The organism is Nitrospirota bacterium (genome assembly GCA_035873375.1).
In the GTDB taxonomy this organism is placed as follows: Bacteria; Nitrospirota; Thermodesulfovibrionia; order Thermodesulfovibrionales; family JdFR-85; genus BMS3Bbin07.
In genome coordinates this window covers 1-24,133 of the sequence record JAYWMQ010000030.1, presented here as the reverse complement: position 1 = coordinate 24,133, position 24,133 = coordinate 1, and the positions used below count along the sequence as shown (strand labels likewise).

The following is a 24,133-nucleotide window of genomic DNA, read 5'->3' as shown; positions in this document are numbered from 1 at the left end:
CCCCTAATTACCTCCTTTTATTCCGGTTATTTCAACCAGTTCGTTGTCAATCAGTCTTGTCTTACCTATCCTGACGGCTATGGCCAGCAGAATATTCTTTTTCCTGAATATAGTAACATTCAGGGAGGACATATCTTCAAGTGTCCCGGCGTCAAAAGCAGAGGCATACTGAACTTCCTCTACAAGGGGCTCTGCCGAGAGTGTGCCTTCCATAAAGGATTTGACCTCACCAAATGTGACCTTTCCGGAAATCACCCGCCTTTTTGCCTCGCAGAGGGTCCTGTAAATGACAGTTGCGGCCTTTCTCTCCCCAGGTGAAAGATATTGATTCCTTGAACTCATTGCAAGGCCATCCGCCTCCCTTACTGTAGGGCACATGACCGTTTCAGTGTCAATATCAAGGTCTCTTACCAACTGCTTTATAATCAGGAATTGCTGAAAATCCTTCTGACCGAAGTAGGCCCTTGCCGGCCTTGCAATATTCAGCAGCTTTGTTACAACTGTTGCCACACCCCTGAAGTGACCTGGCCTGAAATGGCCGCAGAGCCTGTCAGAGAGGTGCTCAACATTGACATGCGTGGCAAAACCCTCGGGATAGATATTTTCAACCCCGGGCATGAAGAGGATGTCAACCCCCGCCTTCCTTAACTCAGCCATATCATCCTCCATATTCCGGGGATAGCTGCTGAGGTCCTCGGATGGTCCAAACTGCAAGGGGTTAACAAAGATACTCACCACCGAGATATCGTTTTCCTCCCTGCATCTGCGGATAAGGCTCAGGTGTCCCTCATGGAGTGCGCCCATGGTTGGAACAAAACCGATGGAAATGCCCCTGTGAAGATACTCCTTTACAGTCTGCTGCATTACCCGTGAATTTCTGATTACCTCCACCCTGAATCCTCCTCAACCGCTTCCATAAGGGCATCTATCAACTCCTCTTCCTTCACCCTCTTTATAACCTTTCCCTTTTTGAATACAATTCCCTCTCCCTTGCCGCCGGCTATCCCGAAGTCAGCCTCCCGGGCCTCGCCGGGACCATTAACAACACAGCCCATAACCGCCACGGTCAGGGGAGACGAAGCCCCGCTGAGGTTTTTATGTATCCTTTTTGCAATCCTTATTATGTCGAGATTACACCTGCCGCACGTGGGACAGGAGATGATATTTACACCCCGCTGTCTCAGGTCAAGGGCTTTCAGTATCTCATATGCGACCTCTACCTCCTCCCTGGACGGGGCAGTAAGAGAGACCCTTATCGTATCGCCTATCCCCTCATTAAGGAGTATGCCGATACCAGCAGCACTCTTGACAACCCCGACAGGCGGGGGGCCGGCCTCTGTGATCCCTATATGGAGGGGATAGTCAAACCTTTTGGAAAAAGACCTGTATGCATCAACGGTAAGGGGAACTCCCGAGCCTTTTAACGATACCTTTATGAGCCTGAAGTCCATGTTCTCAAGTATTTCTATGTGCCTGGCCGCACTCTCAACAAGTGCCTCAGGTGTTGGACGGCCATACTTTTTAAGGATATCCTTCTCAAGGGAACCCGAGTTTACCCCGATCCTTATCGGCACACCATGGTCTCCAGCGGCCTTAACAACCTCTTTTACCTTCCACTTTGCACCAATATTGCCGGGATTTATCCTCAACCCGCTTACACCCTGACTTATTGACTCAAGGGCAAGTCTCCAGTCAAAATGTATGTCTGCTATCACGGGAATGCTTACCTGTCTTTTAATACCTCCGATTGCCCTTGCAGCTTCAATATCCGGTACAGCCAGCCGGATGATCTCGCACCCCGCCCGTTCAAGACCCCTTATCTGTCTTGCCGTGGCCTTTATATCCCTGGTGTCGGTCTTTGTCATGGACTGCACAGAGATTGGCGCATCTCCACCAACAGGAACCGGGCCCACAAATATCTTTCTTGTTCTCCTGCGCTTAATCATATTGTATTTGTAACCATAACCAAGTCTTTACTTGCCCTGCTTCACCGCCCTGTACAACTTAACGGCCTTTCTGTGCTCTGCCTCTGTTGCGGAGAATCGGTGCCCTCCATTATTGTCAGAGACAAAGAAGAGGTACGGCACATCTGCCGGATAGAGGGCTGCCATAATTGACTTCAACCCCGGAGAGGCAATGGGGCCTGGTGGAAGTCCGGGTATGACATATGTATTATAGGGAGATTCTCTCTTCAGGTCTTTGGTCGTGATGACTCCGGACGAATTCTTGAAGCCATAAATGCTTGTCGGGTCTGCCTGTAGGGGCATTCCCCTTTTCAGCCTGTTGTGAAATACCGCCGAGATAAGGGGGCGCTCGTCATCAACCCTGGCCTCTTTTTCAATTATGGAGGCAAGGGTCAGCACCTCTCTCTCCGAAAGGCCCAATTCTTCCGCCCTGTCCTTCATTTTCGCGGTAAAATGTCTCCTCATCCCGGAGACCAGTCTTTTCAGTACATCCTGCGGGGGCATACCTCTTGGGAAACTGTAGGTATCAGGAAAAATATACCCCTCGATTGACGGCGCATCAATATTCATACTGTCAAGGAACTCCCTGTTGTAGGCAAACCTGAAAAAATCCTCCTCTGTAATAATACCTGATGCATCAAGGGCTCTTGCAATCTGCCAGACATTATACCCCTCGGGTATGGTCACTTTAAATTCCACGACCCGTCCTGATAACAGGGCATTAATTACTTGAAGAGGTGATACAGGGCCGCTGAATTCATAGAGGCCCGTCTTTATCTTTCTGTCAATACGGGTTATCTTGCCAACAAGAAGGACGATATTCTTATCCCTTAGCAGCCCCCCTTCCTGAAGTTTCTGAACGGTTTCAGAAAAGGTCATTCCCTTCTTCACATATACCTCTACAGGCTTTTTTGGATTCAGCGGGACCAGAATATTAAGGAATGAATAGATAACAAAGGTTACTATTGAGAGAAGGGAGCATATGATAATGGAACTCTTTAACCTGGCAAACATGTGCATTTATAAGGATAACACAAGGAGAAAGATTGTGTATAAAAGCAGACAGGGGCTTTAACAGCCCCTGCCTGTTTTTTCCCTCTCTCGTATAACTTTTTAGTACATATCCATTCCGCCGCCGGGAGGCATACCTGGAGGCATGCCAGGAGCTTCCTTCTCAGGAATATCCGTAACCATAACTTCGGTGGTCAGCATAAGGGATGCCACAGAGGCGGCATTCTGTAATGCTGTCCTGGTCACCTTTGTGGGATCGATAATCCCTGCCTCTATCATATTCGTGAACTTCTCATCCTGGGCATCAAACCCGTAGTTTAAGTCTTTTGAATCCTTTACCTTTTCAACGATTATCGCTCCCTCAAGACCGGCGTTGACTACGATCTGCTTGATCGGCTCTTCAAGGGCCTTCCTGACTATGCTTACTCCAACCTGCTGGTCACCCTCAAGGTTGAGAGCATCTATGGCAGGGATACATCTAAGGAGTGCCACTCCGCCGCCAGGGATAATTCCCTCTTCAACAGCTGCCCTTGTTGCATGTAATGCGTCTTCAACCCTGGCCTTCTTCTCCTTCATCTCGGTCTCGGTTGCAGCGCCTACATTGATAACGGCAACACCGCCTGCCAGCTTTGCAAGACGCTCCTGGAGCTTCTCCCTGTCATAATCCGAGGTGGTCTCTTCCATCTGTGTCTTTATCTGCTTGATGCGGCCCTGGATACTTGAAGTATCTCCTGCACCTTCAACAATGGTGGTGTTCTCCTTGTCAACGGTTATCTTCTTGGCACGGCCGAGGTCGTTGATCTTGACGGTTTCAAGTTTCATGCCGAGGTCTTCCGAGATTACGGTACCACCCGTAAGTATGGCTATATCCTCAAGCATGGCCTTTCTCCTGTCTCCAAAGCCAGGGGCCTTGACAGCGCAGATCTGCAGTGTGCCCCGGAGTTTGTTGACCACCAGGGTTGCAAGGGCCTCACCATCTACGTCTTCAGAAAGAATAAGTAAGGGCCTGCCCATCTTTGCTATCTGCTCAAGCAGGGGGATCAGGTCACGCATGCTTGATATCTTCTTGTCGTGAATCAGGATATAGGCATCCTCGAGACTGCACTCCATCCTCTCGGGGTCTGTTATGAAGTAAGGTGAGATATAACCCCTGTCAAACTGCATGCCCTCAACAATATCGAGTGTTGTGGCCATACTCTTTGCCTCTTCAACGGTTATGACGCCATCCTTGCCCACCTTGTCCATTGCATCGGCAATAAGCTCACCGATTGAAGGGTCACTGTTTGCCGAGATCGTGCCTACCTGTGCTATCTCCTTCTTGTCCTGTACAGGTTTGCTCATCTTCTTCAGTTCTTCAACTGCCGCTTCAACGGCCTTCTCGATTCCCCGCTTGAGGTCCATGGGGTTTGAACCGGCGGTGACATTCTTCATTCCCTCTCTGTAAAGTGCATAGGCTATGACCGTTGCAGTGGTTGTACCGTCACCTGCTGCGTCAGAGGTCTTTGAAGCTACCTCCCTGACGAGCTGTGCCCCCATATTCTCAAAGGGCTCCTTGAGTTCAATCTCCTTTGCCACGGTTACGCCGTCTTTTGTGATAGTGGGTGCGCCGAACTTCCTGTCAATTATCACATTTCTTCCCTTGGGTCCCAGTGTTGCCTTTACTGCGTCTGTTAGAAGCGTAACACCTCTAAGGATAGCCTGTCTTGCCTCCTCATTGAAAAACAACTGTTTTGCAGCCATACCCTTAATCCTCCTTTAATTTTAGAAAATTCTGTCTGCGTAATCCCTGGATTGATTGGATTTTAAACCCGGTTATTCAACTATTCCAAGAATATCTTCTTCCTTGATGATCAGGTACTCTGAACCGTTCATCTTTATCTTGGAGCCTGAGTATCTGTCAAACATTACCTCATCACCAACCTTGACCTCCTTGACCTCGGAACCAACAGCCTCAATCTTTCCCCTCTGGGGCTTCTCCTTTGCGGTTTCAGGCACATAAATGCCTCCTGGAGTCTTCTCAACGTCCTCTGTGTAAGAGATAAATACCCGGTCTTTCAATGGCTTGAACTTCATAGACACCTCTCCTTTCTTGATGGTTTTTTGGTTTTAGAGGCTTCGCCTCATATTGGGAACTCCAAAATACTTCATCATGATTTCTCAACCCTGATAAAGCACCTGTTTTGTTAGCACTCACTTCTGTTGAGTGCTAATATACTCATTTCAGGACTTAATAGGCAAGGGCACATAAGGTAAAATATTCCTCTTGAATGCTGAATATCTCGAAATTCCAGGAAAAAGCTCCTGATATCGGATTTTTAACCTTCCAGTTCTTTTTTCTTCCTTTCTATAAACTCTTCTATCTCCTCCTGGAAAAAGTCACCTTTATCCCTGACTTCCTGAGCTATCCTCATCTGATAAAGCTTAACCCCCTCCGTGAGTTGAGATTTAAAGACCTCCCGGAAGGTCCCTGACCCGATGGCCTCGTTAACCCTCTCGGGATTGTAAATAAAGATGTCGGAAAGGACTGTGCGAACAAATCTCCTTGCCCTCTCAATCCCTTCGTCAGACAGTGGTTTTGTCGCTGACGGAGATTCCGTTTTTTCCGTCATTGGTGAAGAGACCTGTTCCTCTGCCCCTGGCTTCTCTTTCTTCAGGTTGTTAATCTTCCTTATAAGATTTTCCTCGATTTCATCTTCTTCTATATAGTCGTCAGCACCATAAAGTGTGGATGGCGGGCGCTTGTACTTGCTCTTGTCATATACGCTGGGCACAAGGATAATCCCGATATCCTCTGTCTCCGGCCTGCCCTTGAGCTTCCTGCATACCTCAAACCCGTATATCTTTGGAAGGGCAACGTCAATAATCGCAATAAAGGGGAGTCTGTTCAGGGCTGTGACCATGGCCTCAATGCCATCCCTGACAGTGATAACATCATACCCCTCTGCACGAAGGAGGTTTGCGGCCTTTTCTGCAACGGCCTCGTCAGAATGGGCTACCATTACAAGGTTTTTGTTGATTTCCGTTGCCTTTTTCTGCGGCTTCCTGACCAGGAGCACACTGCTACACTTCGGACAGCGAAACCTGCTGCCGTCCGGGGATACCTTTTCATCTGAAATCTTCAATTTTGTCCTGCACTTGGGGCATATTACTACCATGTTTTACCTCCTTCACAGGAGTAGGGCCTCCTGCAACTAAGCTAAGATCTTCGTCTTTTTTCAGGTACCCAGAGGTATATTGTCAGGAGTCCGAAGAGGAACCCCCCAATATGGGCAAACCATGCAACTCCCCCCTGTGCCGCCTGTCCTTTACTTATGATGCCGCTGATTACCTGAATAACCCCCCATAACCCTATAACAATAAGGGCTGGTACCCTGATAATCTGGATAAAAAATCCAAAGAATATTAGAGTATGCACTCTTGCCTGGGGATAAAGCAACAGATATGCGCCGAGGATTCCTGATACCGCCCCGCTTGCCCCTATCATCGGAATCTGGGAGCCAGGCGATGCAATGGCATTGGCATAGACTGCAACAATTCCACTCAGCATATAGAAGAGAAGGAACCTGAAATGTCCAAGCCTGTCCTCGATATTATTTCCGAAAATCCACAGATACAGCATGTTTCCCGAGATATGGAGCAATCCCCCGTGCATAAACATGGAGGTGAAGATGGTCAGTATTGCGGGTACATGCTGGTTGTCACTCATGGAGAGCAGGTTTTGCGGGATGGCACCGTATTTATAGACCAGCGCTTTCATGCCGGAGGGATGAAATATCTCCACGAAAAATACCAGGACGTTCAGGACTATTATGGTAATCGTGAAGAAAGGGAATGTGCGGGTGGGATTTTCGTCCTTAAAGGGAATCATTACTTCTGACCTTTAGCCCGTTGAGACTGAAGAGCGCTGTTAGTACCCCCATGCCAACGGTCTCTTCCCCCTTTCTCTTTATATGATTTACGCCACAGGAGGGGCTTCCATCCTTCAGTATGGCCTCCTGGACATTCATCGTCTCTGCCAGTTTAAGCACTTCGGAGGCGCCTTTAATAAATTGTTCCGTCAGGTCTGTGCCATCCTCAGCCAGGACTACGGCATTTTTTGAGAGCACATCATGGCCGTTCCCGTCCTGAATTTCCGCCTTTGGTCTCGGGGTGGGAAGGCCCCCGAGCTGTTCGGGACAGACAGGGATGGCCATGCCGGCCTTCAGGAGGGCGATTACCCGTTCATCGGCCTGATTGCCTCCGTCATACCTTGTATTCAAGCCTGCAAGGCAGGCGCTTACAATAATCATACGATAATTATATCCTAAATCTCTCTGTTTTTACGGGGATATGCTGCGGCCTCAGGGCAGGACATTCAACAGGGTTACCACTCATTTGCAACCTGAGAAATACCCGTCCTGTCAAGCAAGGTGATAGCATCGTGTCTGCATGCAACCCTGCATATTCCACATCCATAGCAATTCATCAGATTAACAGAACATTTCTTCTTTTTTCCGTCATAGGTGATGGCATCAAAATAGCACCTGCCGATGCATTCCCTGCAGCCACTGCATTTCAGGGGATCGATATCTGCAATATACTCACCCTTCCACATGGCCTTGCCGATTCCCAGGTCCACCTGAAACCTGTAGGCCATACAATCCCTGTCACAGTTGCATATAGCGCCGATAAAGGGTGTGTTAAATGTCCAGACACTATGCGCCATGCCTTCAACGTCGAGATGTCTTATGGATTCCAGGGCTTCTCTTATTGACACCCTGTCAAAATCGCTGAAATCAGGCACATCTTTAAATACCAGCGTCAGGTCCATACCGATGCCGAAACAATACCTCCTGTCCTCCCCCCTGGTAACCTTCCGGCACACACAGGGCAGCCTTACAGCGGAATTGAAATTAGCAAGTATGGTTTCAATATCTTCGATGGGGACAATCTGTCCGAAATGGGTCTTCCTTAAATGCCCTGAAACAAGGGGATAGGCGATAAGCCTGTAAATACGGGGAAGGCGTTTTTTCCACTTATGAGCCCTCTCCACACCTGCCCTCATGGAGTGAGGCAGATTTGTCAGGAAGTTCTTCAGGTTCTCTTCGGAATTGACCTCGTAAAAGACTTCTTCGGTATAATTGGTGATATTTTCATACCACTTTTTACCTTCCCCGTGTCTTGTGCAAAATTCACACATGCTTGAATCCTCACCCGTCTTTGTTGTGATGACCTTAAGGTAGTTATTATAATATAAAAGACTCTTCAGAAAATATTTCGGAAAAAAATCTGAAAAATTGAAACTGTTTTCATTCTGTGTTATTCTTATTAAGTTTTAAACCACATGTTTTTGTAACAGGTCACCAGAGAGACAACTTGACGGGATGGGAGAGCATAGAGCAGGCATACTATCTCCTTGACACGGCAATGGCCCGGCTCTGAAGTGTAATATCATGATTGATCTACATTCACCAACAGCCCGGCTGACTGCTTTAAGAAAGTGGTTTTCCCGTTTTGCGCGGTCATTTTACACCTCCAATGAAGAAGACCGGAAAAATATCTCACTCAAGATCAGGCATACGTATAAGGTATGCAGGAATATTACAGAGATAGCAAGGGAGGAAAGGCAAGGTCAAACAAGTATCCCGGTGGCCGAGGTTATAGCCCTTCTGCATGATGTAGGTAGATTTCCACAGTATGCGCAGTACAAGACATTTAATGACCGCATCTCGGTAAATCATGCTGAGCTTGGGGCAAGGATTATCACCAGCAAGGGGCTTCTTAAAGAATTTCCTTCGGATGAGCAGGAGATTATTACAGATGCCGTGAAGTTTCATAATGCCTTTGCAATTCCGAAGTTGAAAAACCCTGAAAAGGAGTTTTTTTTAAAATTAATACGTGATGCAGACAAACTGGACATCTGGCGGGTCTTTATTGAGTACTTTGAAAGCAGTGAAACCGAAAGGGCATCGGCAGCAGGTATCGGATTGCCTGAACTGCCCGGATATTCAGAAGAAGTCTTTTCATATCTTTTGAGAAAGCAGGTGGTGCCCCTGTCAAAGGTCAAGTCGCTGAATGATTACAAGCTTGTACAGCTTTCATGGATATACGATCTCCACTTCAGGACTTCATACGCCCTGCTATTGGACAGGGGATATATAAAAAGGATAATCGCACACCTGCCACAGACGGAAAGCATCAGCAGGTTATCCGTCTTTTTACAGGAATTTGCATTATCCAGGATCAAATAATATCAGAGCTCCCATGCCGATACTGAGAGGACACCACCTCATCTGTCTCCGCTTCTTCCACGGAGAGGGATACGATGAGGCATTTATCGAGAATCTAAAGGAAACACTAAGCCTTACGGATAAGGAAGAGATCACGGTTTCCTCCGGCGCTGACGATATATGCACGCACTGTCCCTGGCTTAAAGAGGGCAGGTGTGAGTATAACGGGAACGCCGATAAAGAGATTCGGGATATGGATTCAAAGGCACTCGAACTCCTCGGCCTTTCACCCGGCAGCAGGATCAAATGGCAGACTCTCAGGGGAAAGATGCCCGGAATATTTCCGGTATGGTTTTCTTTATACTGTACAGAATGTGACTGGAGAGGAGCGTGTGAAAAGGACAAGTTGTTTAAGGAGTTAAAGCGGAATTTATAAAGGCTGGTCTTGTGTTTTTTTAATCATGCGTTTGGTTTACTGTTCATCCCATCTTACATATCTCCTGCCCCTTCACACACCCCCTGATCCCTCTTTTTAGGGGAGTTGCACACTTCCTGCTTTCTCATAACTGTTTTTCACTATCTTGCAGACCGCCCCTTACCTCGTTCCGCCCTTTATCTGCAAGGCCTGTATTTTCCCCTCTATCAAGAGGGGTGCAGGGGTGTGTTCCTTTCCTTTGTTCTTTCTATTAACCCCTCAACTTAAGGTATTATAAACTGTTTACTCAAACAGAATAAGCAAGTGCGGGAGAATTTGTGCATGATGGGGTAGTTGTGCACACAAGGGAGAGATGTCCGGGATGGATAATGACTCCGAATACGGATAGAAACGTATGAATGTCCATGAACTGAAAGACCCGGTTTTCGGCGGCGAGTCCGAGCGTGTCGAGTTCAAACGCTCTACCGGGCAGGCATTAGTGAATGATGAGTAAAATCCACAGAGGACTTAAAAAACAGTTGCTGTGAAAAGTGATTCATTTAAGAAGAATAGGAGGTATTTCATGCACAAGATGACCTTTCCTCTACCCAGCAACGCTGACTGCTGCCGAATCAATCTGGAATGTGCCAAGAATATCCTTTTTGGCGACAGGTATGAGATCATAAATGCAATGAAAGTCCAGAAGTTGCTATGACGGAACCAACAATCATCTGCCCCAACTGCAAAACGGAGATCAAGCTCACCGAGTCTCTGGCCGCTCCTCTGATTGAGTCCACCCGCCGGCAGTTCAAGCAGCAACTCGCGCAGAAAGACAGCGATATTGCTCAACGTGAACAGGCCATTCGTGAAAAGGAAAAACAGTTAGACGAGACCAAAAACAAGCTTGATGAGAAGATAGCCGGCCAGGTTGAAGAGCAGTTGAAAAAGGATCGCGCAAGAATTTCAACCGAAGAGGCCAGGAAGGCCAAACTGGCGGTATCAACTGACCTGGAACAAAAGACACGAGAATTGGCCGATTTGGAGGAGGTGCTTAAAATCCGCAACGAGAAGCTCGCGGAAGCACAAAAAGCACAGGCCGAGCTGATCAGGAAACAACGAGAGCTGGATGATGCCAAACGTGAAATGGATTTGACCATCGAAAAACGTGTGCAGGAAGGCTTGACGGCAACCCGCGAGCAGGCGAAAAAAGAGGCCGAAGAAGGACTGAAATTAAAGGTCGCGGAGAAAGACCAGACCATTGCTTCTATGCAGAAAAAGATTGAAGAGCTCAAACATCGCGCAGAACAAGGTTCGCAGCAATTACAGGGTGAAGTGCAGGAACTGGAGCTTGAGGACCTGTTGCGCAGCAAGTTTCCGTTCGACACCATCGAACCGGTCCCAAAGGGTGAATTCGGCGGCGATGTCGTTCAACGGGTTGTCGGTGCAAACGGACAGCACAGCGGTACGATCCTGTGGGAATCCAAGCGCACCAAAAACTGGAGCGATACCTGGTTACCAAAACTGCGCAAGGATCAGCGCACTGCAAAAGCTGAAATTGCCGTTATCATCAGCTAGGCATTGCCGAAAGATGTGGAGACGTTTGAAACAATAGACGGTGTCTGGGTGACTCACCCACGTTCTACGTTACCCGTGGCGGCAATCCTGCGCCAGTCTCTGATCGAGGTGGCATTGGCCCGGAAGTCCAATGAAGGCCAACAAACCAAAACGGAAATGATCTACCAGTATCTCACCGGTCCGCGCTTCCGTCAGCGCGTGGAAGCCATTGTCGAGGCGTTTTCCACCATGCAGGGAGATCTCGACAAGGAAAGAAAGGCCATCATGAAACAATGGGCCAAGCGGGACGAGCAGATCAATCGAGTAATGCAGGCAACGGTCGGGATGTATGGGGATTTGCAGGGCATTGCGGGAAAGACGTTGCAGGAGATTGAGGGGCTTACCTTGATAGAGGGACCGGATAGCAGCGAGGAGGATCGACATAATGGCTAATAATCAGGATACGAAGGATTCCGAACCTATGCTTTAGGGATACGCACAAATCGGTGTTTTTTTATGTACAGAGAAAAGACCATGCGTGAACATATTGGGGTATGTTGGGTTATAATTCAATAAGGTTAAAAATGGCGTGAGGAGGTGAGCTATGGCGAGTGGCAAGTTATTGAGACAGTTAATAAAATCAGGTGCGGAGGGCAATTTGAACGCATTCCGCAGCGTTTCGGAAGAGGTCATCCGGGAGGAGCGCGCCAAACAGCATCATCTATTGGCGAATGATCTGGAAAAGATACTCTACGGTCGGCCACGACCCTACCGCAATATTGGAGAAAACAACGTCCCGTCCGACAAGGAACGCGGCTTGCCCTTGCTTGCGATGAAGGAGCCGACACGCAGGTTGGAAGATGTCGTTTTGTCAGAAGAAAATCGTGCTCAGTTTGACGAGATTCTTGCGGAGCATCATCACGAGGATTTACTACGCAGTTATGGGTTGGAACCTGCGGATAGATTACTTTTCTGTGGCCCACCGGGATGCGGCAAGACTTTGACCTCGGAAATTCTGGCCAGCGAACTTGGAAGGCCACTGGCCGTTGTGAGGATTGACAGTGTTGTTTCATCTTATTTAGGCGAAACAGCGGCAAACCTCCGCAAAGTCTTTGATTTTGCTTCCACTATGCCCATGGTCATGCTGTTTGATGAGTTTGATGCAGTCGCTAAGGAGCGCTCCGACAGTGCAGAGCATGGTGAACTCAAGCGTGTTGTCAATTCGGTCTTGCAAATGATGGATGATTACCAAGGGCAGAGCATACTGATTGCTGCTACTAACCATGAAGGAATTCTGGATTCGGCGGTATGGCGCAGATTTGAAGAAGTACTTGTATTCGACCTTCCCAATATGGAGCAGATCCGTTGTTTGGTGGAAATAAAACTTCGCGGGGTGCGCCGTGATTTCGAGTTGGAGTCCACTAAATTGCTTGAACTATTCAAGGGCACGAGCCACGCAGATATTGAGCGGGTCCTGCGTCGCGCAATAAAAGATATGGTGCTGGCTAAACATGAGTTTCTGTGTGAGCGGCACATAAAAGCGGCCGTTATTCGTGAGGGTGCACGGCGCCAGCGTGTAGCAGGAGCGTAATCATTCATGGATGAAAATTATCCTCACTTGAGAATTTCTCGTGAAGAACCGATCAATAAGCGTAGGTCTAAACCACCACCCAGGTTTAAGGTCCCCGAAGATCCTCTGGAGCACGCACATAAGCTTCAGGACTCTTTCCATATAGCACAGGAACAAGCGGAAGAAGATATTGGTGGGTTCGATGAGCGCAGATTGTTCCGTTTCGAAGTGCAGCCGGGATTTAACCCGGATGACATTCGACGCCTTGCACGCGGTATCGAATTGATAAGTCAGGAAGAGAAAACAATCATCCTGGCTTTTGCAAGTGAAGCGGCTGTTGAAGAGTTCGAAGCCCGTTTGAGCACTCTGGCAGAAGGTGGAAAACCGACCAACCGAACTTTCATCTATGCCCTGCAAGGTGTTGATGGATGGAAGGCTGAAGACCGTAGCGGCTGGGCGCTAACGCAGGAAGGATTTCCCGATACCGAAGAATTTGTGATAGATGTTGAGTTGTGGCCATTGGCTACGCAGGCTGAAAGCGGTAAATTACGACAGGCATTTGAGGGCTGGTTGCAGCAAAACGGGATAGAGCAGCTCGATTCTGTAAATCAACCCGGCCTGCTGCTCAACCGTCTTCGCGTTAACAGGAAACAAGCCGATCTACTATTGCATCACCGGGATGTGCGTACTGTCGATTTACCGCCGCGTTATGGCCTGGATATGGACTTATTTGGCACTGAGATCTCTGATTTGCCACCAGTTCCCCAGCCTCCTGATAATGCTCCGGGCATAACGATCCTTGATAGTGGCGTTGCAACTGGCCATCCCCTGCTGGGGCCGGCAATGGGTGAAGCGCAGAGTTTTATACCCGGTATGCCCGATGCAGATGGAACCGGGCATGGTACACATATCGCGGGATTGGCGCTTTATGGGGATGTCGAGGAAACCCTGCGTACCGGGGCTTTCATACCCCAGTTCCGCCTGTTCAGCGCTCGCATTCTCGATGATGATAATGTCAACGAGACCGGGTTTGTAGAAAACCACATAAACGAAGCGGTCAGGTACTTTAATCAGGAGTATGGTTGCCGGATATTCAATCTTTCTTTCGGTGATCTTCGCAAACCCTATCGTCAAGGACATGTTCGGGGTCTGGCGGTTACACTGGATAGCTTGTCACGAGAACTCGGTGTGGTCTTTGTTGTTCCGGCAGGGAATGTATCACCGAATCAGCAAAACGGTCAGGACTGGAGGAATGGGTACCCTGACTATCTAACCAATGATGACTGGTCACTTATCGATCCGGCAACGGCGCTGAATGTTCTGACTGTAGGCAGTCTTGCGCGCTGGGACAGGGATTTCAACAGCCAGCGCTATCCCGATGATCCCGCGGAGGTGCCAATCGCGTTACATAATCAACCGTCGCCCTTTACCCGTCGTGGTCCATCACTGGCAGGCGCTATTAAACCGGAATTGGTTGCGTATGGTGGTAATTGGGCGGTCAGCACTCGCGCTGGTTTTCGTATTGTTGAACAAGGCCTGGGGGAGTTATCGACAAATAGGGAGTTTGCGGTAGGGCGATTGTTCGGCGAAGAGTGTGGAACCAGTTTTGCTGCTCCGCATATTGCATACCTATGTGCACGGCTACTCAAAGAAAACCCCGAATCCGGGGTAAATCTTGTTAGGGCCTTACTGGTATCACATGCTGTAATCCCTGCGTCTTGCACCAACCTGTTACCCGATGCTGATAAACTCAGGCAAATATGTGGCTATGGTCAGGTAGATGATCGTGCATTGCTCCGCTCGATTGAAAACGATGTCACACTGATTGCCGAGGATACACTCAGAGATAAACGGCACCATTTCTATGAAGTTCCTGTGCCAGATGATTTCATCACTTCAGGCCGACGGGAGCGTGAACTTACTGTGGCGCTGGCTTATTTGCCGCCTGTGCGATCCACGCGTATCGATTATAAGGCATCGCGTATCGAATTCCGGTTAGTGACAGCGACAGACTTAGATCAGGTTACACAAATGTTCAACAGAGCTACTCCTAAAGATGAATACAAGAGTATCCCGGAGTTATCGGGCGCAAGCCTGGGGTCGACTATACGATCCAAGGGCACCGTGCAAAATGCTACATGGTGTTTCAGACAACTTAATGCCCGATCAAAACTCCGTAATCAGCGCTTGTTTGTGATCGTTACTCGTAGCGACCAACCGTGGGGTGAAGGATTGACAAACATAGAAGAGCCGTATGCACTTGTAGTGTGTTTTCGTGACCGAGAAAACGAAAGCGCCCGACTTTTCACGCAACTTCGCAACCGCTTGCAGGAGCGAGTACGTGCACGTGTTCAGCGATAAAAGATACCAGTAATGTCAAAGAAAAAAATAAAATTAGAATTAACCTGGATCGGAAAGAATGTTCGGCCCAAGCTGGAGCCTCGCATCCTGATCGAGGACCAGGAGAAGTCCTACCACGCGGCTCAACGTCATAGTGAAAACGACATCTTCGACAACAGGCTGATCTTCGGCGACAATCTGCTGGCGCTCAAGGCGTTGGAGCAAGAGTTTGCGGGCAATGTTAAGTGTATCTATGTAGACCCTCCTTACAACACAGGCAGTGCTTTTGAACACTACGATGATGGTGTTGAGCATTCGCTATGGCTAACGTTAATGCGTGATCGCCTTGAACTTTTGCATCGTCTGCTTTCTATGGATGGATCGCTGTGGCTACAGTTGGATGATAACGAGGTTCATTACTGCAAAATAGTGCTTGATGAAATCTTTGGGCGAGTGAATTTCGTTTCAAGTGTCATATGGCAGAAGGTGTTTGCGCGGAAGAACAAGGCTTTAATTTCTAGTAGCCATGATACTATTCTTGTATATGCCAAAGAGTTTGGGAAATGGAAAAGGAACTTACTCTCCAGATCAGAAGACCAGACTAAAGCTTTCAAAAATCCTGACAATGATCCTAGGGGGCCATGGCAGAGTGTGGCCTATTCTGTTCAATCAGAAGACGCAGAGCGTCGGATAGCTTATCGATATCCAATTGCAAAACCTGCAGGCGGTGAAGCCAATCCACCACAGGGACGGCATTGGAACGGTTTGCCGGACCGTACTGAGGCGTTGATAGCGGAAAATCGACTGTGGTTTGGAGCGAAAGGAGACAGAACGCCTCGGATTAAGGTATTCCTGAGCGAAGTTCAGCAGGGCATCGTGCCTGATTCATGGTGGGATCATACGAGTAGCGGAAACAATCAGGAGGCTAAGAAAGAGCAGTTAGCGTTATTCCCGGAAAAAGAACCCTTCAATACCCCAAAGCCTGAAAGACTAATAGGCCGGATAATCGAAATAGCATCGAATCCAGGTGATTTGGTGATAGATTCATTTGCGGGTTCCGGCACGACAGGCGCAGTCGCCCACAAGATGGGCCGACGTTGGATCATGGTGGAGTTGGGAGAACACTGTCACACCCACATCATTCCCCGCCTGAAAAAAGTTATCGACGGCGAAGATCCCGGCGGCATCACTAAGGCCGTCAATTGGAAAGGCGGCGGCGGTTTCCGTTACTACCGGTTGGGGCCGTCGCTTATCGTCAAAGACAAATGGGGTAACCCGGTCATCAATTCCGACTTCAACGCAGCCATGCTGGCCGAGGCCATGTGCAAGCTGGAGGGCTTTGAGTACGCACCCAGTGAGGATGTCTACTGGATTCACGGCAAGAGCACGGAGACGGATTTTCTTTACGTGACGACTCAGTTTATGAGCAGGGATATGCTGGTCCGTCTCAGCGATGAGGTCGGGCCGGAGCGCAGCCTGCTCATCTGCTGCTCTGCCTTCCGGTGTGACCCGAGCCGCTTTCCCAACCTTACCATCAAGAAGATACCCAAGGCGGTTTTGAAGAAATGCGAGTGGGGCCATGACGATTACAGCCTGGAGGTTGAGAACCTTCCGGTTCGGAATGTTGAAGAGGAAACATCTGTGAAGCCTCTGCGGAAGTTTGGTAAGGGTAAAGCGGACCAGACCGCGCTGTTTGACATGGAAGGTGACCAATGAGCAAGTACGAAAATCACGAAAAAGGTGGCCCGACAGGGGAAGTCCTTATCTATCAAGCCGAGGACGGGCAAGTGAGGCTTGATGTGCAGCTACAGGATGAAACCGTTTGGCTGACACAGCCCTTGATGGCTGAGTTGTTTCAAACCACCCAGCAGAATATCAGCCAGCATATTCGGAATGTCTTTGAGGAAGGGGAACTCACCCCGGAGGCAACTCACAAGAAATTCTTGTCGGTTCGCCGGGAGGGGAAGCGGAATGTTCGGCGTGAGCTGGATTTTTACAATCTGGACATGATTATTTCGGTGGGCTACCGGGTGAAAAGCTTGATTGCCACCCGCTTTCGGATATGGGCCACCCAGCAGTTGAAAGAGTACATTATCAAGGGCTTTGTCATGGACGATGAGCGGCTGAAAAATCCGCCGGTCAAGGGTTCCGCTGTTCCCGACTATTTCGATGAGATGCTGGCCCGTATTCGTGACATTCGCGCCAGCGAACGGAGGATGTATTTGCGGGTGAAAGAAATATTCGCCATGGCGGGCGATTATGATCCGTCATGGAACGAAACCACAAAGTTCTTCAGCATCATTCAGAACAAGCTTCATTTTGCCGCTACCGGTATGACCGCCTCCGAACTGATTCAGTCACGCGCTGATCATCTGTTCCCTAATATGGGCCTCACCAGTTGGAAGGTGGGAGAAGTACGCAAAACCGATGTCACCACAGCCAAAAACTACCTTAATGAAGAGGAAATAGACGAGCTGAACCGAATTGTGGTGATGTGGCTGGATTTTGCTGAAGATCAGGCCAAACGACGCAAGCAGGTTTTTATGAAAGATTGGGAGCAAAAACTTGATGAGTTTTTACGCTTTAATGACCGTAATGTGCTTCCCAATGCGGGCAAGGTGAGCAAGCGGGTTGCCGAAAGACACGCAAAAGCGGAATACGATCGGTTTGAAATTCGTCGTCGTGCATACAAAGAATCTATCGGCGAAGCAGAAACCATCAAACAACTGGAGAAAGCTGCCAAGGAATTAAAACAAAAGGATGGTTCAAAATGAGCATTCAACACGTCAACGCCATCAGCAACCGCCTGAGCCTGCGTTCTCCGCAGCGGGATTCGCTGGAGATTCTGGCCCGTGTGTGCGAAATTATCTCCCTTGAGAAAAACGGCGATACCACCAAGGCCCTGGAAACGATCAAACCCGAATTTCCGACCATAGAAGCCTTCGAGCGTGATTTCCCTTCCCTCTGCTTTGCCCTTGCCACGGGGGTCGGTAAGACACGGCTGATGGGTGCTTTTATCAGCTACCTGTGCCTGAGCGAGGGCATCCGTCATTTCTTTGTGCTTGCCCCGAACCTGACAATCTACAATAAGCTGATTGCCGATTTCACGCCAAACACGCCGAAGTATGTTTTTCAGGGCATCTCCGAGTTTGCGGTCAACCCGCCGGAGATCATCACCGGAGATAACTACGAGAGCGGACGCGGTCTCAGAGGATCTGATTTTTTCGGGAATCATGATTCCATTCATGTCAACATCTTCAATATCTCGAAGATCAACAGTGAAGTACGCGGCGGCAAGAGCCCGAGAATCAAGCGTTTGAGCGAGTACATCGGACAGAGTTATTTCGATTACCTTGCCGGGCTGGACGACCTGGTGATGCTGATGGATGAATCGCATCGCTACCGTGCCAGCGCTGGAGTGCGAGCGATAAACGAGTTGAAGCCCATTCTTGGGTTGGAATTGACCGCCACGCCACAGGTGGAGCAAGGCAGGCGCTCCGAGCCTTTTAAGAATGTGATTTACAGTTATCCCCTGAGCAGTGCGATGACCGATGGCTTCGTGAAGGAACCGGCGGTGGCCACACGGGAGAACTTCGATGCCGCAAACTATTCGGTTGAAGGCCTGGAGAAGATCAAGCTTGAAGACGGTGTTCGGATTCACGAGAACACGAAGGTTGAGCTGGAGGTGTACGCCCGAAACAATGACCAGCCGATCGTCAAGCCGTTCATGCTGGTTGTTGCCCAGGACACAATGCACGCCGATATGTTGCATAAAGTTATGGAAGCTAACGAGTTTTTCGAGGGGAGATATAAGAGCAAGGTGATCACCGTCCACTCGAACATGCGCGGCGAAGAAAAAGACGAGGTCGTCGAGCAGTTGCTGAACGTTGAAAATCCGGCAAATCCGGTCGAGGTCGTTATCCACGTCAATATGCTCAAAGAGGGCTGGGACGTTACGAATCTCTATACCATTGTTCCGTTGCGTGCAGCAAACTCCCGGACCCTGGTGGAGCAGTCCATCGGCCGGGGGCTGCGTTTGCCCTATGGCAAACGGGTGGGAGTTCCGGCTGTGGATCGACTGACCATCGTATCACACGACAGGTTTCAGGAGATTATTGATCACGCCAACGATCCTGACTCGATCATTCGTACCGGCGTGGTCATTGGAAAGGATATCCCTGAGGCGGGTAAGAAGGCGGTGATCGTCGAACCCGAGTTTGTGAAAATCATCTCTGCATCTCCGCAGAAGGCTGGAGAAAAAGAGAAGACTCCGGAACGCAGCCTCTTCGAGAAACCGGAAGAGCATGAAGTGGCTAAGGCAACGTTTCAGGTTATCCGGCAATTTGAAGGACTGAGCAGCAGCAGGCAACTTCAGGATGCGGAGACCCAGGAGGAAATCATCAGGAAGGTTGAGGAGATCGCCCGGCCCGGGCTTGGACTCCTGTATGACAGTCTCGGCAAAGATACCGTCTCAAATGTCGTGAAGAAAACCGTGGAGTTATATCAGAAAATGTCCATTGACATTCCGAAAATTGTGGTAGTGCCTAAAGGCAAGGTGATAGCCGGATACAAAGATTTCGATCTGGACACCAGGAACATCAACCAGCAACCCGTAGCGCAGGACATTCTAATCCAGCACCTGCATGACATGCAAAGGTACAGGCTACACGATGGATCAGGTGTGGTCGAGGAGAGGCGGCCGGAAGATTACCTGGTGAGCGGGTTGATCGATTTCAATGATATCAGTTATGACGACCACGCGGCATTACTTTACAAGCTGGCTGCTCAGGTCCTTGCACACCTGCGCTCCTACCTGAGCGAAGAAGATGACGTTGTGAATGTGCTGCAATACCACCGGCAAGCCCTGGTGAACCTGATCCACTCCCAAATGCAGGAGCATTTCGCGGAAACGGCTGCGTCCTATGAGGCGCGTGTTACCAAGGGTTTTCGGACCTTGCGTTCTAATAACTACACGATCGTTGTGGATCAAGCGGTTCGTGACTTCAGGACTCCGATCCCGGACGGCGAGAAAAACCGGATTGGTTCGATGCTTTTCGGCGGCTTTCAGAAATGTCTGTATCCGGTACAGAAGTTTGACTCCGATCCGGAGCGGCGTTTTGCGGTAATCCTCGAAAACGATGAAAATATCCTCAAGTGGTTCAAACCCGCTAAGGGCGATTTTCGGATTCACTACAGCCACGATGAATCGTATGAACCGGATTTTGTCGTTGAGACTACAGCCGGGAAATTCCTCTGCGAGCCCAAGCGCGCCTCCGAAGTTTCAGACGATGTTGTCCAGTCAAAGGCTGATGCGGCCGCCGTCTGGTGTGAACATGCAACAGTTCACGCAAAGACTTGTGGCGGCAAGCCATGGACGTATCTCTTGATTCCTCATGATCGGATATCCGAACAAATGAGCTTGTCCGGCCTGATGGCCGGGTGTACCCATACATCTCAGGGACAGGCGATCGACAGCCATGGAAAGGATTGAAGACGTGACGCGTTTTCTCCACACAGAGATTAAAAAGGGGACAGGCTGCTTTTTATCCCGGGTTTACCAAAGGTAAAGGCTGAGGTCGGTGTTGAATCCTGACGATGAAGACAGCCTTATCCTGAATTTTTCGCTATACTCTATGCGCTTTGCGCTTTCCCCTCTGCCCTATTGCAAATAAAGGCTTAATCGCTTATTATATGATGATAAATTTCCTGTTTTTGTCTGATAAACGAAGGGCTTAAGGCAGTTGGTATTCGATTGTTTGTCCGGATTCAGGGCTGACCCAAGGGATTCTCAATATCAACTTGAAACAATTATGTTCCGGAGTCGATTGTTAGAAATGCAGCCATTTGCAGATATTTTTAAGGAGCAACTTCTCCCGGTATTTGATAGGTAAGAGAGAGATGAAGACAAAACACGTCTGTATAATAGGTGATTCCAGAAGAATGGACGACATAGAAGGTTCGTCTGCCCATTTAATTGTTACGTCCCCTCCTTACTGGCAACTGAAAGACTATGGTTCAGAGGAGCAAATCGGCTTTAATGACTCATACGAAGACTATATAAATAATCTCAATCTTGTCTGGAAAGAGTGTTTTAGGGTTTTGAATCCTGGCTGCAGGATGGCTATCAATATTGGAGATCAATTTGCAAGATCAGTCTATTATGGACGCTACAAGGTAATTCCAATCAGGACTGAAATAATTAAATTTTGTGAAACGATTGGTTTTGATTATATGGGAGCCATTATCTGGCAGAAGAAGACAACAATGAATACTACAGGCGGGGCAAGTGTAATGGGTTCGTATCCGTTTCCAAGAAACGGAATCATCGAAATAGATTACGAGTTTATTCTGTTATTCAAAAAACCCGGAAAGGCTCCACCGGTGCCTGCGGAGATTAAGGAGCAATCAAGGATAGACAAGGAGAAATGGAAAGAGTATTTTTCAGGTCACTGGTATTTCAACGGTGTAAGGCAGGACAAACACATCGCTATGTTTCCGGCAGAACTACCCAAACGGTTGATTGAAATGTTCACCTTTGTGGGAGAAACTGTATTGGATCCTTTTTTAGGAAGTGGGACCACAAGTTATGCAGCTATAATGACTGATCGTAGTTCCGTAGGATATGAAATCAATAAGGAATTTATTCCGGTCATTAAAGATAAGATAAGCAATAATGAACTGCCCCTGTACAATAAATATGACTTTGTTGTTAAGGAACAGAAAAGAAAAGAGGTTGATTGGAAAAGAGAAATTGAAAAACTCGGATATGTTTTCCATGACCCTGTTACATTTGACAAAAAAGTTGATCCCAAAAAGTTAAGTTTTGGCTCCAAAATCAGTATGGAGGATAAAGGTAATGGCAACAAAAATGGAGAATACTTTACCGTTTCCGAGTTAATTGCTCCTGATTTAATCAAATTATCCAACGGTCTTCATGTCAGGCTGCTCGGTATAAAGCCAAACTATAGAAAAAAGCAGGCAATGGAATTTTTATCAAGGAAGATTTTAAAGAGACAGGTTTATTTAAGATTCGATTCTGTAAAATACGACACCGATAATGTCTTGATGGCATATGTATATATGAAAAACAAGACTTTTATCAATGCTCACCTGATAAAACACGGATTCTGTGATATTGATACAGAATATGATTTTAAATATAAGAACAAATTTTCCTCATTCATAGAAAAAAGGACAGTTGGTGAAGAAGCAAATTAAAATCTCAAACAATGACATCAGAACCTTATTAGGCACTGAGCCGGTTGAATTTCCTAAGTATGCAACACAACTTATCAATCTTGCGAATCAGAATGCACAGGGAACAAGACCCGCTGTGGTTGGACAAATGAGCGAGTTGATACAGGAGTTTACAGGAAAAACACTGGAAGAATGGGAGAGATGGTATCTTGCACAACATCCTGAAGCTATAGAGAATGCTACCAGAAAGATTTCCGGGATGATCAAAAACTTCAAGGAAGTGATAAACAACATAGATGAGCAGATGATTAGACAATGGGTTAGAGATTTAGTAATTGTCAAAACATTTATTGGACTGAGATTTCAAGAAGCAGTTTTAAGTAAAGTAGCCATTCTTTTGAAGACAACCTATCGTCTTGCAACACCAGAGGAAGAGTCCGCAGGAATTGACGGTATTATAGGAAATATACCGGTAAGTATTAAGCCCACGTCCTATAAATCCAAAAGAGGGTTGAATGAAAATATTAAAGTAAACATAATTTACTACAATAAAGTAAAAGATGGCATTATTATAGACATTGAAGAACTGGCTCCTTGACACACACGAGATTCCGGGTTGGCAGTGTCCTGGTCAACTGCACACATTACTTCAGCGAAGTTGAATGCATTTTCAAAAGTTGTTTGAAATTCCGTATCCCACCTATCAAATCCACTTCGTCAGATAAACAGGGGGCAAGGAACCCGATATACGATTATTTGTCAAGATTCAAGGGCAGCAGCCCTCAGGGTTCTAAACAAGCGGGTTATCGAGCTGTTTAACGGTTGAGACTCTTTTTTATGGTATAATTTATAAGAAAGTGCTCGGGGTAAGGCCCCGGCAAAGGGTATTGTCTCTCCTCCCGCTTTTTTAGCACGATCATAAGCAACAACGTCTTCAAGGTCCTCAATATAATCCATCAGTTTTTCGTACTCCTTAATGTCGAGTATTACCGAAGATGACAAGTGTCGCCCAAACTTGTAGGAAAAGGGGACAGGCTACTTTTAATCCCGGATATTAGCCAAGGGTAGAGGCTGATGTCAGTGTTGAATCTTGACAATTAAGACAGCCTTATCCTGAATTTTTTGCTATACTCTATGCGCTTTGCTCTTTCCCCTCTGCCCTATTGCAAATAAAGGCTTAATCGCTTTATTATATGCCCATGACCAAGTCTTAGTCTATGATGAGATTGACTGATAAAGAGATATTACCCGCATGAAAGAAAAGGAAATATCTGAAGGAAGCATTGAAAAGCGGGAGGTTTCATAACGTAGGAATGATATTGTGTTGAACAAGAAAGATAGCATTGAGCGGTGTATTAAGCAGATAAGGGCATATTATGCGATGAAAAGTGAAGTTGCCTTTAAAAAAGGGCAATCCAAGGGGGTCAAAGGTGCGGTAGTCACTAAAAGCGTTTACAAACGGCCTTCCGGTATTGTTGACTACGCTGCTTCTTTTATCACCTCCTCTCCATTATGAAGATATTGCCTGCAAAGGTCAAGACCCTCTGTAAATGTTTCCATAGGGGTGCGACCGTTGCAGCGTTTCCCCTGATTGGTTCTCTGAGTATTGTACCTGTGGAGAAACCGGTCCAGGTCGGCCTGGATTTCTTCTAAAGAGGTATACACCTTCTTTCTGAAATTCACCTTATAAAACTCATCAAGTAGGGTTTGATTTAACCTCTCGGTACTGCCGTTAGTCCTTAAAGAAGCGCAATAAAACAAAAAACAAGCAGTAAGAGGTAGAAATGCCCCGAATCTATTGGTTAAAATAAGAAGCGTGGGAAACGCAATAACCAAAGAAAGGGGCATTTCAAGTGAGCAAAATATCTAAAAA

Annotated in this window: 21 protein-coding genes and 1 pseudogene; 11 read left to right on the top strand and 11 right to left on the bottom strand. The window is 47.7% G+C overall.

Annotated features, from left to right (window positions below):
- Positions 1 to 3: 3 nt before the first annotated feature.
- From panC to VST71_06850, 9 genes are all read right to left on the bottom strand, one after another.
- Positions 4 to 891, bottom strand: coding sequence for a pantoate--beta-alanine ligase (gene panC / locus VST71_06890; GenBank protein ID MEC4685440.1), 888 nt, complete (start codon positions 889 to 891; stop codon positions 4 to 6).
- Positions 882 to 1,946, bottom strand: coding sequence for a flavodoxin-dependent (E)-4-hydroxy-3-methylbut-2-enyl-diphosphate synthase (ispG, locus tag VST71_06885; GenBank protein MEC4685439.1), 1,065 nt, complete (start codon positions 1,944 to 1,946; stop codon positions 882 to 884). Before ispG ends, panC begins: the two co-directional genes overlap by 10 nt.
- 27 nt (positions 1,947 to 1,973) lie before the next feature.
- A complete protein-coding gene (mltG, locus tag VST71_06880; GenBank protein ID MEC4685438.1) occupies positions 1,974 to 2,984 on the bottom strand; it encodes an endolytic transglycosylase MltG in 1,011 nt (336 codons plus the stop codon).
- A 93-nt stretch (positions 2,985 to 3,077) separates the two neighbouring features.
- A complete protein-coding gene (gene groL / locus VST71_06875; protein ID MEC4685437.1) occupies positions 3,078 to 4,715 on the bottom strand; it encodes a chaperonin GroEL in 1,638 nt (545 codons plus the stop codon).
- A gap of 72 nt (positions 4,716 to 4,787) precedes the next feature.
- A complete protein-coding gene (locus tag VST71_06870) occupies positions 4,788 to 5,048 on the bottom strand; it encodes a co-chaperone GroES (protein MEC4685436.1) in 261 nt (86 codons plus the stop codon).
- Between the two features lie 242 nt (positions 5,049 to 5,290).
- Positions 5,291 to 6,130, bottom strand: a complete 840-nt coding sequence (locus VST71_06865) for a zinc-ribbon domain-containing protein (GenBank protein MEC4685435.1) — start codon at positions 6,128 to 6,130, stop codon at positions 5,291 to 5,293.
- Between the two features lie 41 nt (positions 6,131 to 6,171).
- Positions 6,172 to 6,843 (bottom strand): rhomboid family intramembrane serine protease, encoded by a 672-nt coding sequence (locus VST71_06860; GenBank protein MEC4685434.1) that lies wholly within the window; start codon positions 6,841 to 6,843, stop codon positions 6,172 to 6,174.
- Positions 6,830 to 7,264, bottom strand: coding sequence for a DUF523 domain-containing protein (locus tag VST71_06855; GenBank protein ID MEC4685433.1), 435 nt, complete (start codon positions 7,262 to 7,264; stop codon positions 6,830 to 6,832). The genes VST71_06860 and VST71_06855 overlap by 14 nt, the downstream gene beginning before the upstream one ends.
- A gap of 74 nt (positions 7,265 to 7,338) precedes the next feature.
- Entirely contained in the window at positions 7,339 to 8,154 is an 816-nt protein-coding gene (locus VST71_06850) for a 4Fe-4S ferredoxin (GenBank protein ID MEC4685432.1), read from the bottom strand.
- A 253-nt stretch (positions 8,155 to 8,407) separates the two neighbouring features.
- Between VST71_06850 and VST71_06845 the strand changes: the two genes are divergently transcribed.
- From VST71_06845 to VST71_06800, 10 genes and pseudogenes are all read left to right on the top strand, one after another.
- A complete protein-coding gene (locus VST71_06845) occupies positions 8,408 to 9,205 on the top strand; it encodes an HD domain-containing protein (protein ID MEC4685431.1) in 798 nt (265 codons plus the stop codon).
- Between the two features lie 13 nt (positions 9,206 to 9,218).
- Entirely contained in the window at positions 9,219 to 9,620 is a 402-nt protein-coding gene (locus tag VST71_06840) for a DUF1284 domain-containing protein (GenBank protein MEC4685430.1), read from the top strand.
- Between the two features lie 690 nt (positions 9,621 to 10,310).
- Positions 10,311 to 11,606 (top strand): annotated as a pseudogene (locus tag VST71_06835) (DUF2130 domain-containing protein).
- 151 nt (positions 11,607 to 11,757) lie between these two features.
- Positions 11,758 to 12,744, top strand: coding sequence for an ATP-binding protein (locus tag VST71_06830; protein ID MEC4685429.1), 987 nt, complete (start codon positions 11,758 to 11,760; stop codon positions 12,742 to 12,744).
- Positions 12,745 to 12,750: 6 nt separating this feature from the next.
- Positions 12,751 to 15,084, top strand: a complete 2,334-nt coding sequence (locus VST71_06825; protein ID MEC4685428.1) for a S8 family peptidase — start codon at positions 12,751 to 12,753, stop codon at positions 15,082 to 15,084.
- A 12-nt stretch (positions 15,085 to 15,096) separates the two neighbouring features.
- Positions 15,097 to 16,779 carry a site-specific DNA-methyltransferase gene (locus VST71_06820; protein ID MEC4685427.1) on the top strand — a complete coding sequence of 561 codons (1,683 nt, stop codon included), beginning with the start codon at positions 15,097 to 15,099 and terminating at the stop codon, positions 16,777 to 16,779.
- Entirely contained in the window at positions 16,776 to 17,837 is a 1,062-nt protein-coding gene (locus tag VST71_06815; GenBank protein ID MEC4685426.1) for a virulence RhuM family protein, read from the top strand. Before VST71_06820 ends, VST71_06815 begins: the two co-directional genes overlap by 4 nt.
- A complete protein-coding gene (locus tag VST71_06810; GenBank protein ID MEC4685425.1) occupies positions 17,834 to 20,554 on the top strand; it encodes a DEAD/DEAH box helicase family protein in 2,721 nt (906 codons plus the stop codon). Before VST71_06815 ends, VST71_06810 begins: the two co-directional genes overlap by 4 nt.
- A gap of 449 nt (positions 20,555 to 21,003) precedes the next feature.
- Positions 21,004 to 22,281 carry a DNA methyltransferase gene (locus tag VST71_06805; protein MEC4685424.1) on the top strand — a complete coding sequence of 426 codons (1,278 nt, stop codon included), beginning with the start codon at positions 21,004 to 21,006 and terminating at the stop codon, positions 22,279 to 22,281.
- Positions 22,265 to 22,858, top strand: a complete 594-nt coding sequence (locus VST71_06800; GenBank protein MEC4685423.1) for an MjaI family restriction endonuclease — start codon at positions 22,265 to 22,267, stop codon at positions 22,856 to 22,858. The genes VST71_06805 and VST71_06800 overlap by 17 nt, the downstream gene beginning before the upstream one ends.
- Positions 22,859 to 23,019: 161 nt before the next feature.
- Here the strand turns inward: VST71_06800 and VST71_06795 are convergent, their stop codons facing one another.
- Positions 23,020 to 23,217, bottom strand: a complete 198-nt coding sequence (locus VST71_06795) for a hypothetical protein (GenBank protein MEC4685422.1) — start codon at positions 23,215 to 23,217, stop codon at positions 23,020 to 23,022.
- A 367-nt stretch (positions 23,218 to 23,584) separates the two neighbouring features.
- Here VST71_06795 and VST71_06790 point away from each other — a divergent pair, with 367 nt between their 5' ends.
- Positions 23,585 to 23,776 (top strand): hypothetical protein, encoded by a 192-nt coding sequence (locus VST71_06790; GenBank protein MEC4685421.1) that lies wholly within the window; start codon positions 23,585 to 23,587, stop codon positions 23,774 to 23,776.
- Here the strand turns inward: VST71_06790 and VST71_06785 are convergent.
- Entirely contained in the window at positions 23,740 to 24,108 is a 369-nt protein-coding gene (locus VST71_06785; protein ID MEC4685420.1) for an integrase core domain-containing protein, read from the bottom strand. The genes VST71_06790 and VST71_06785 overlap by 37 nt on opposite strands.
- Between the last annotated feature and the right edge of the window lie 25 nt (positions 24,109 to 24,133).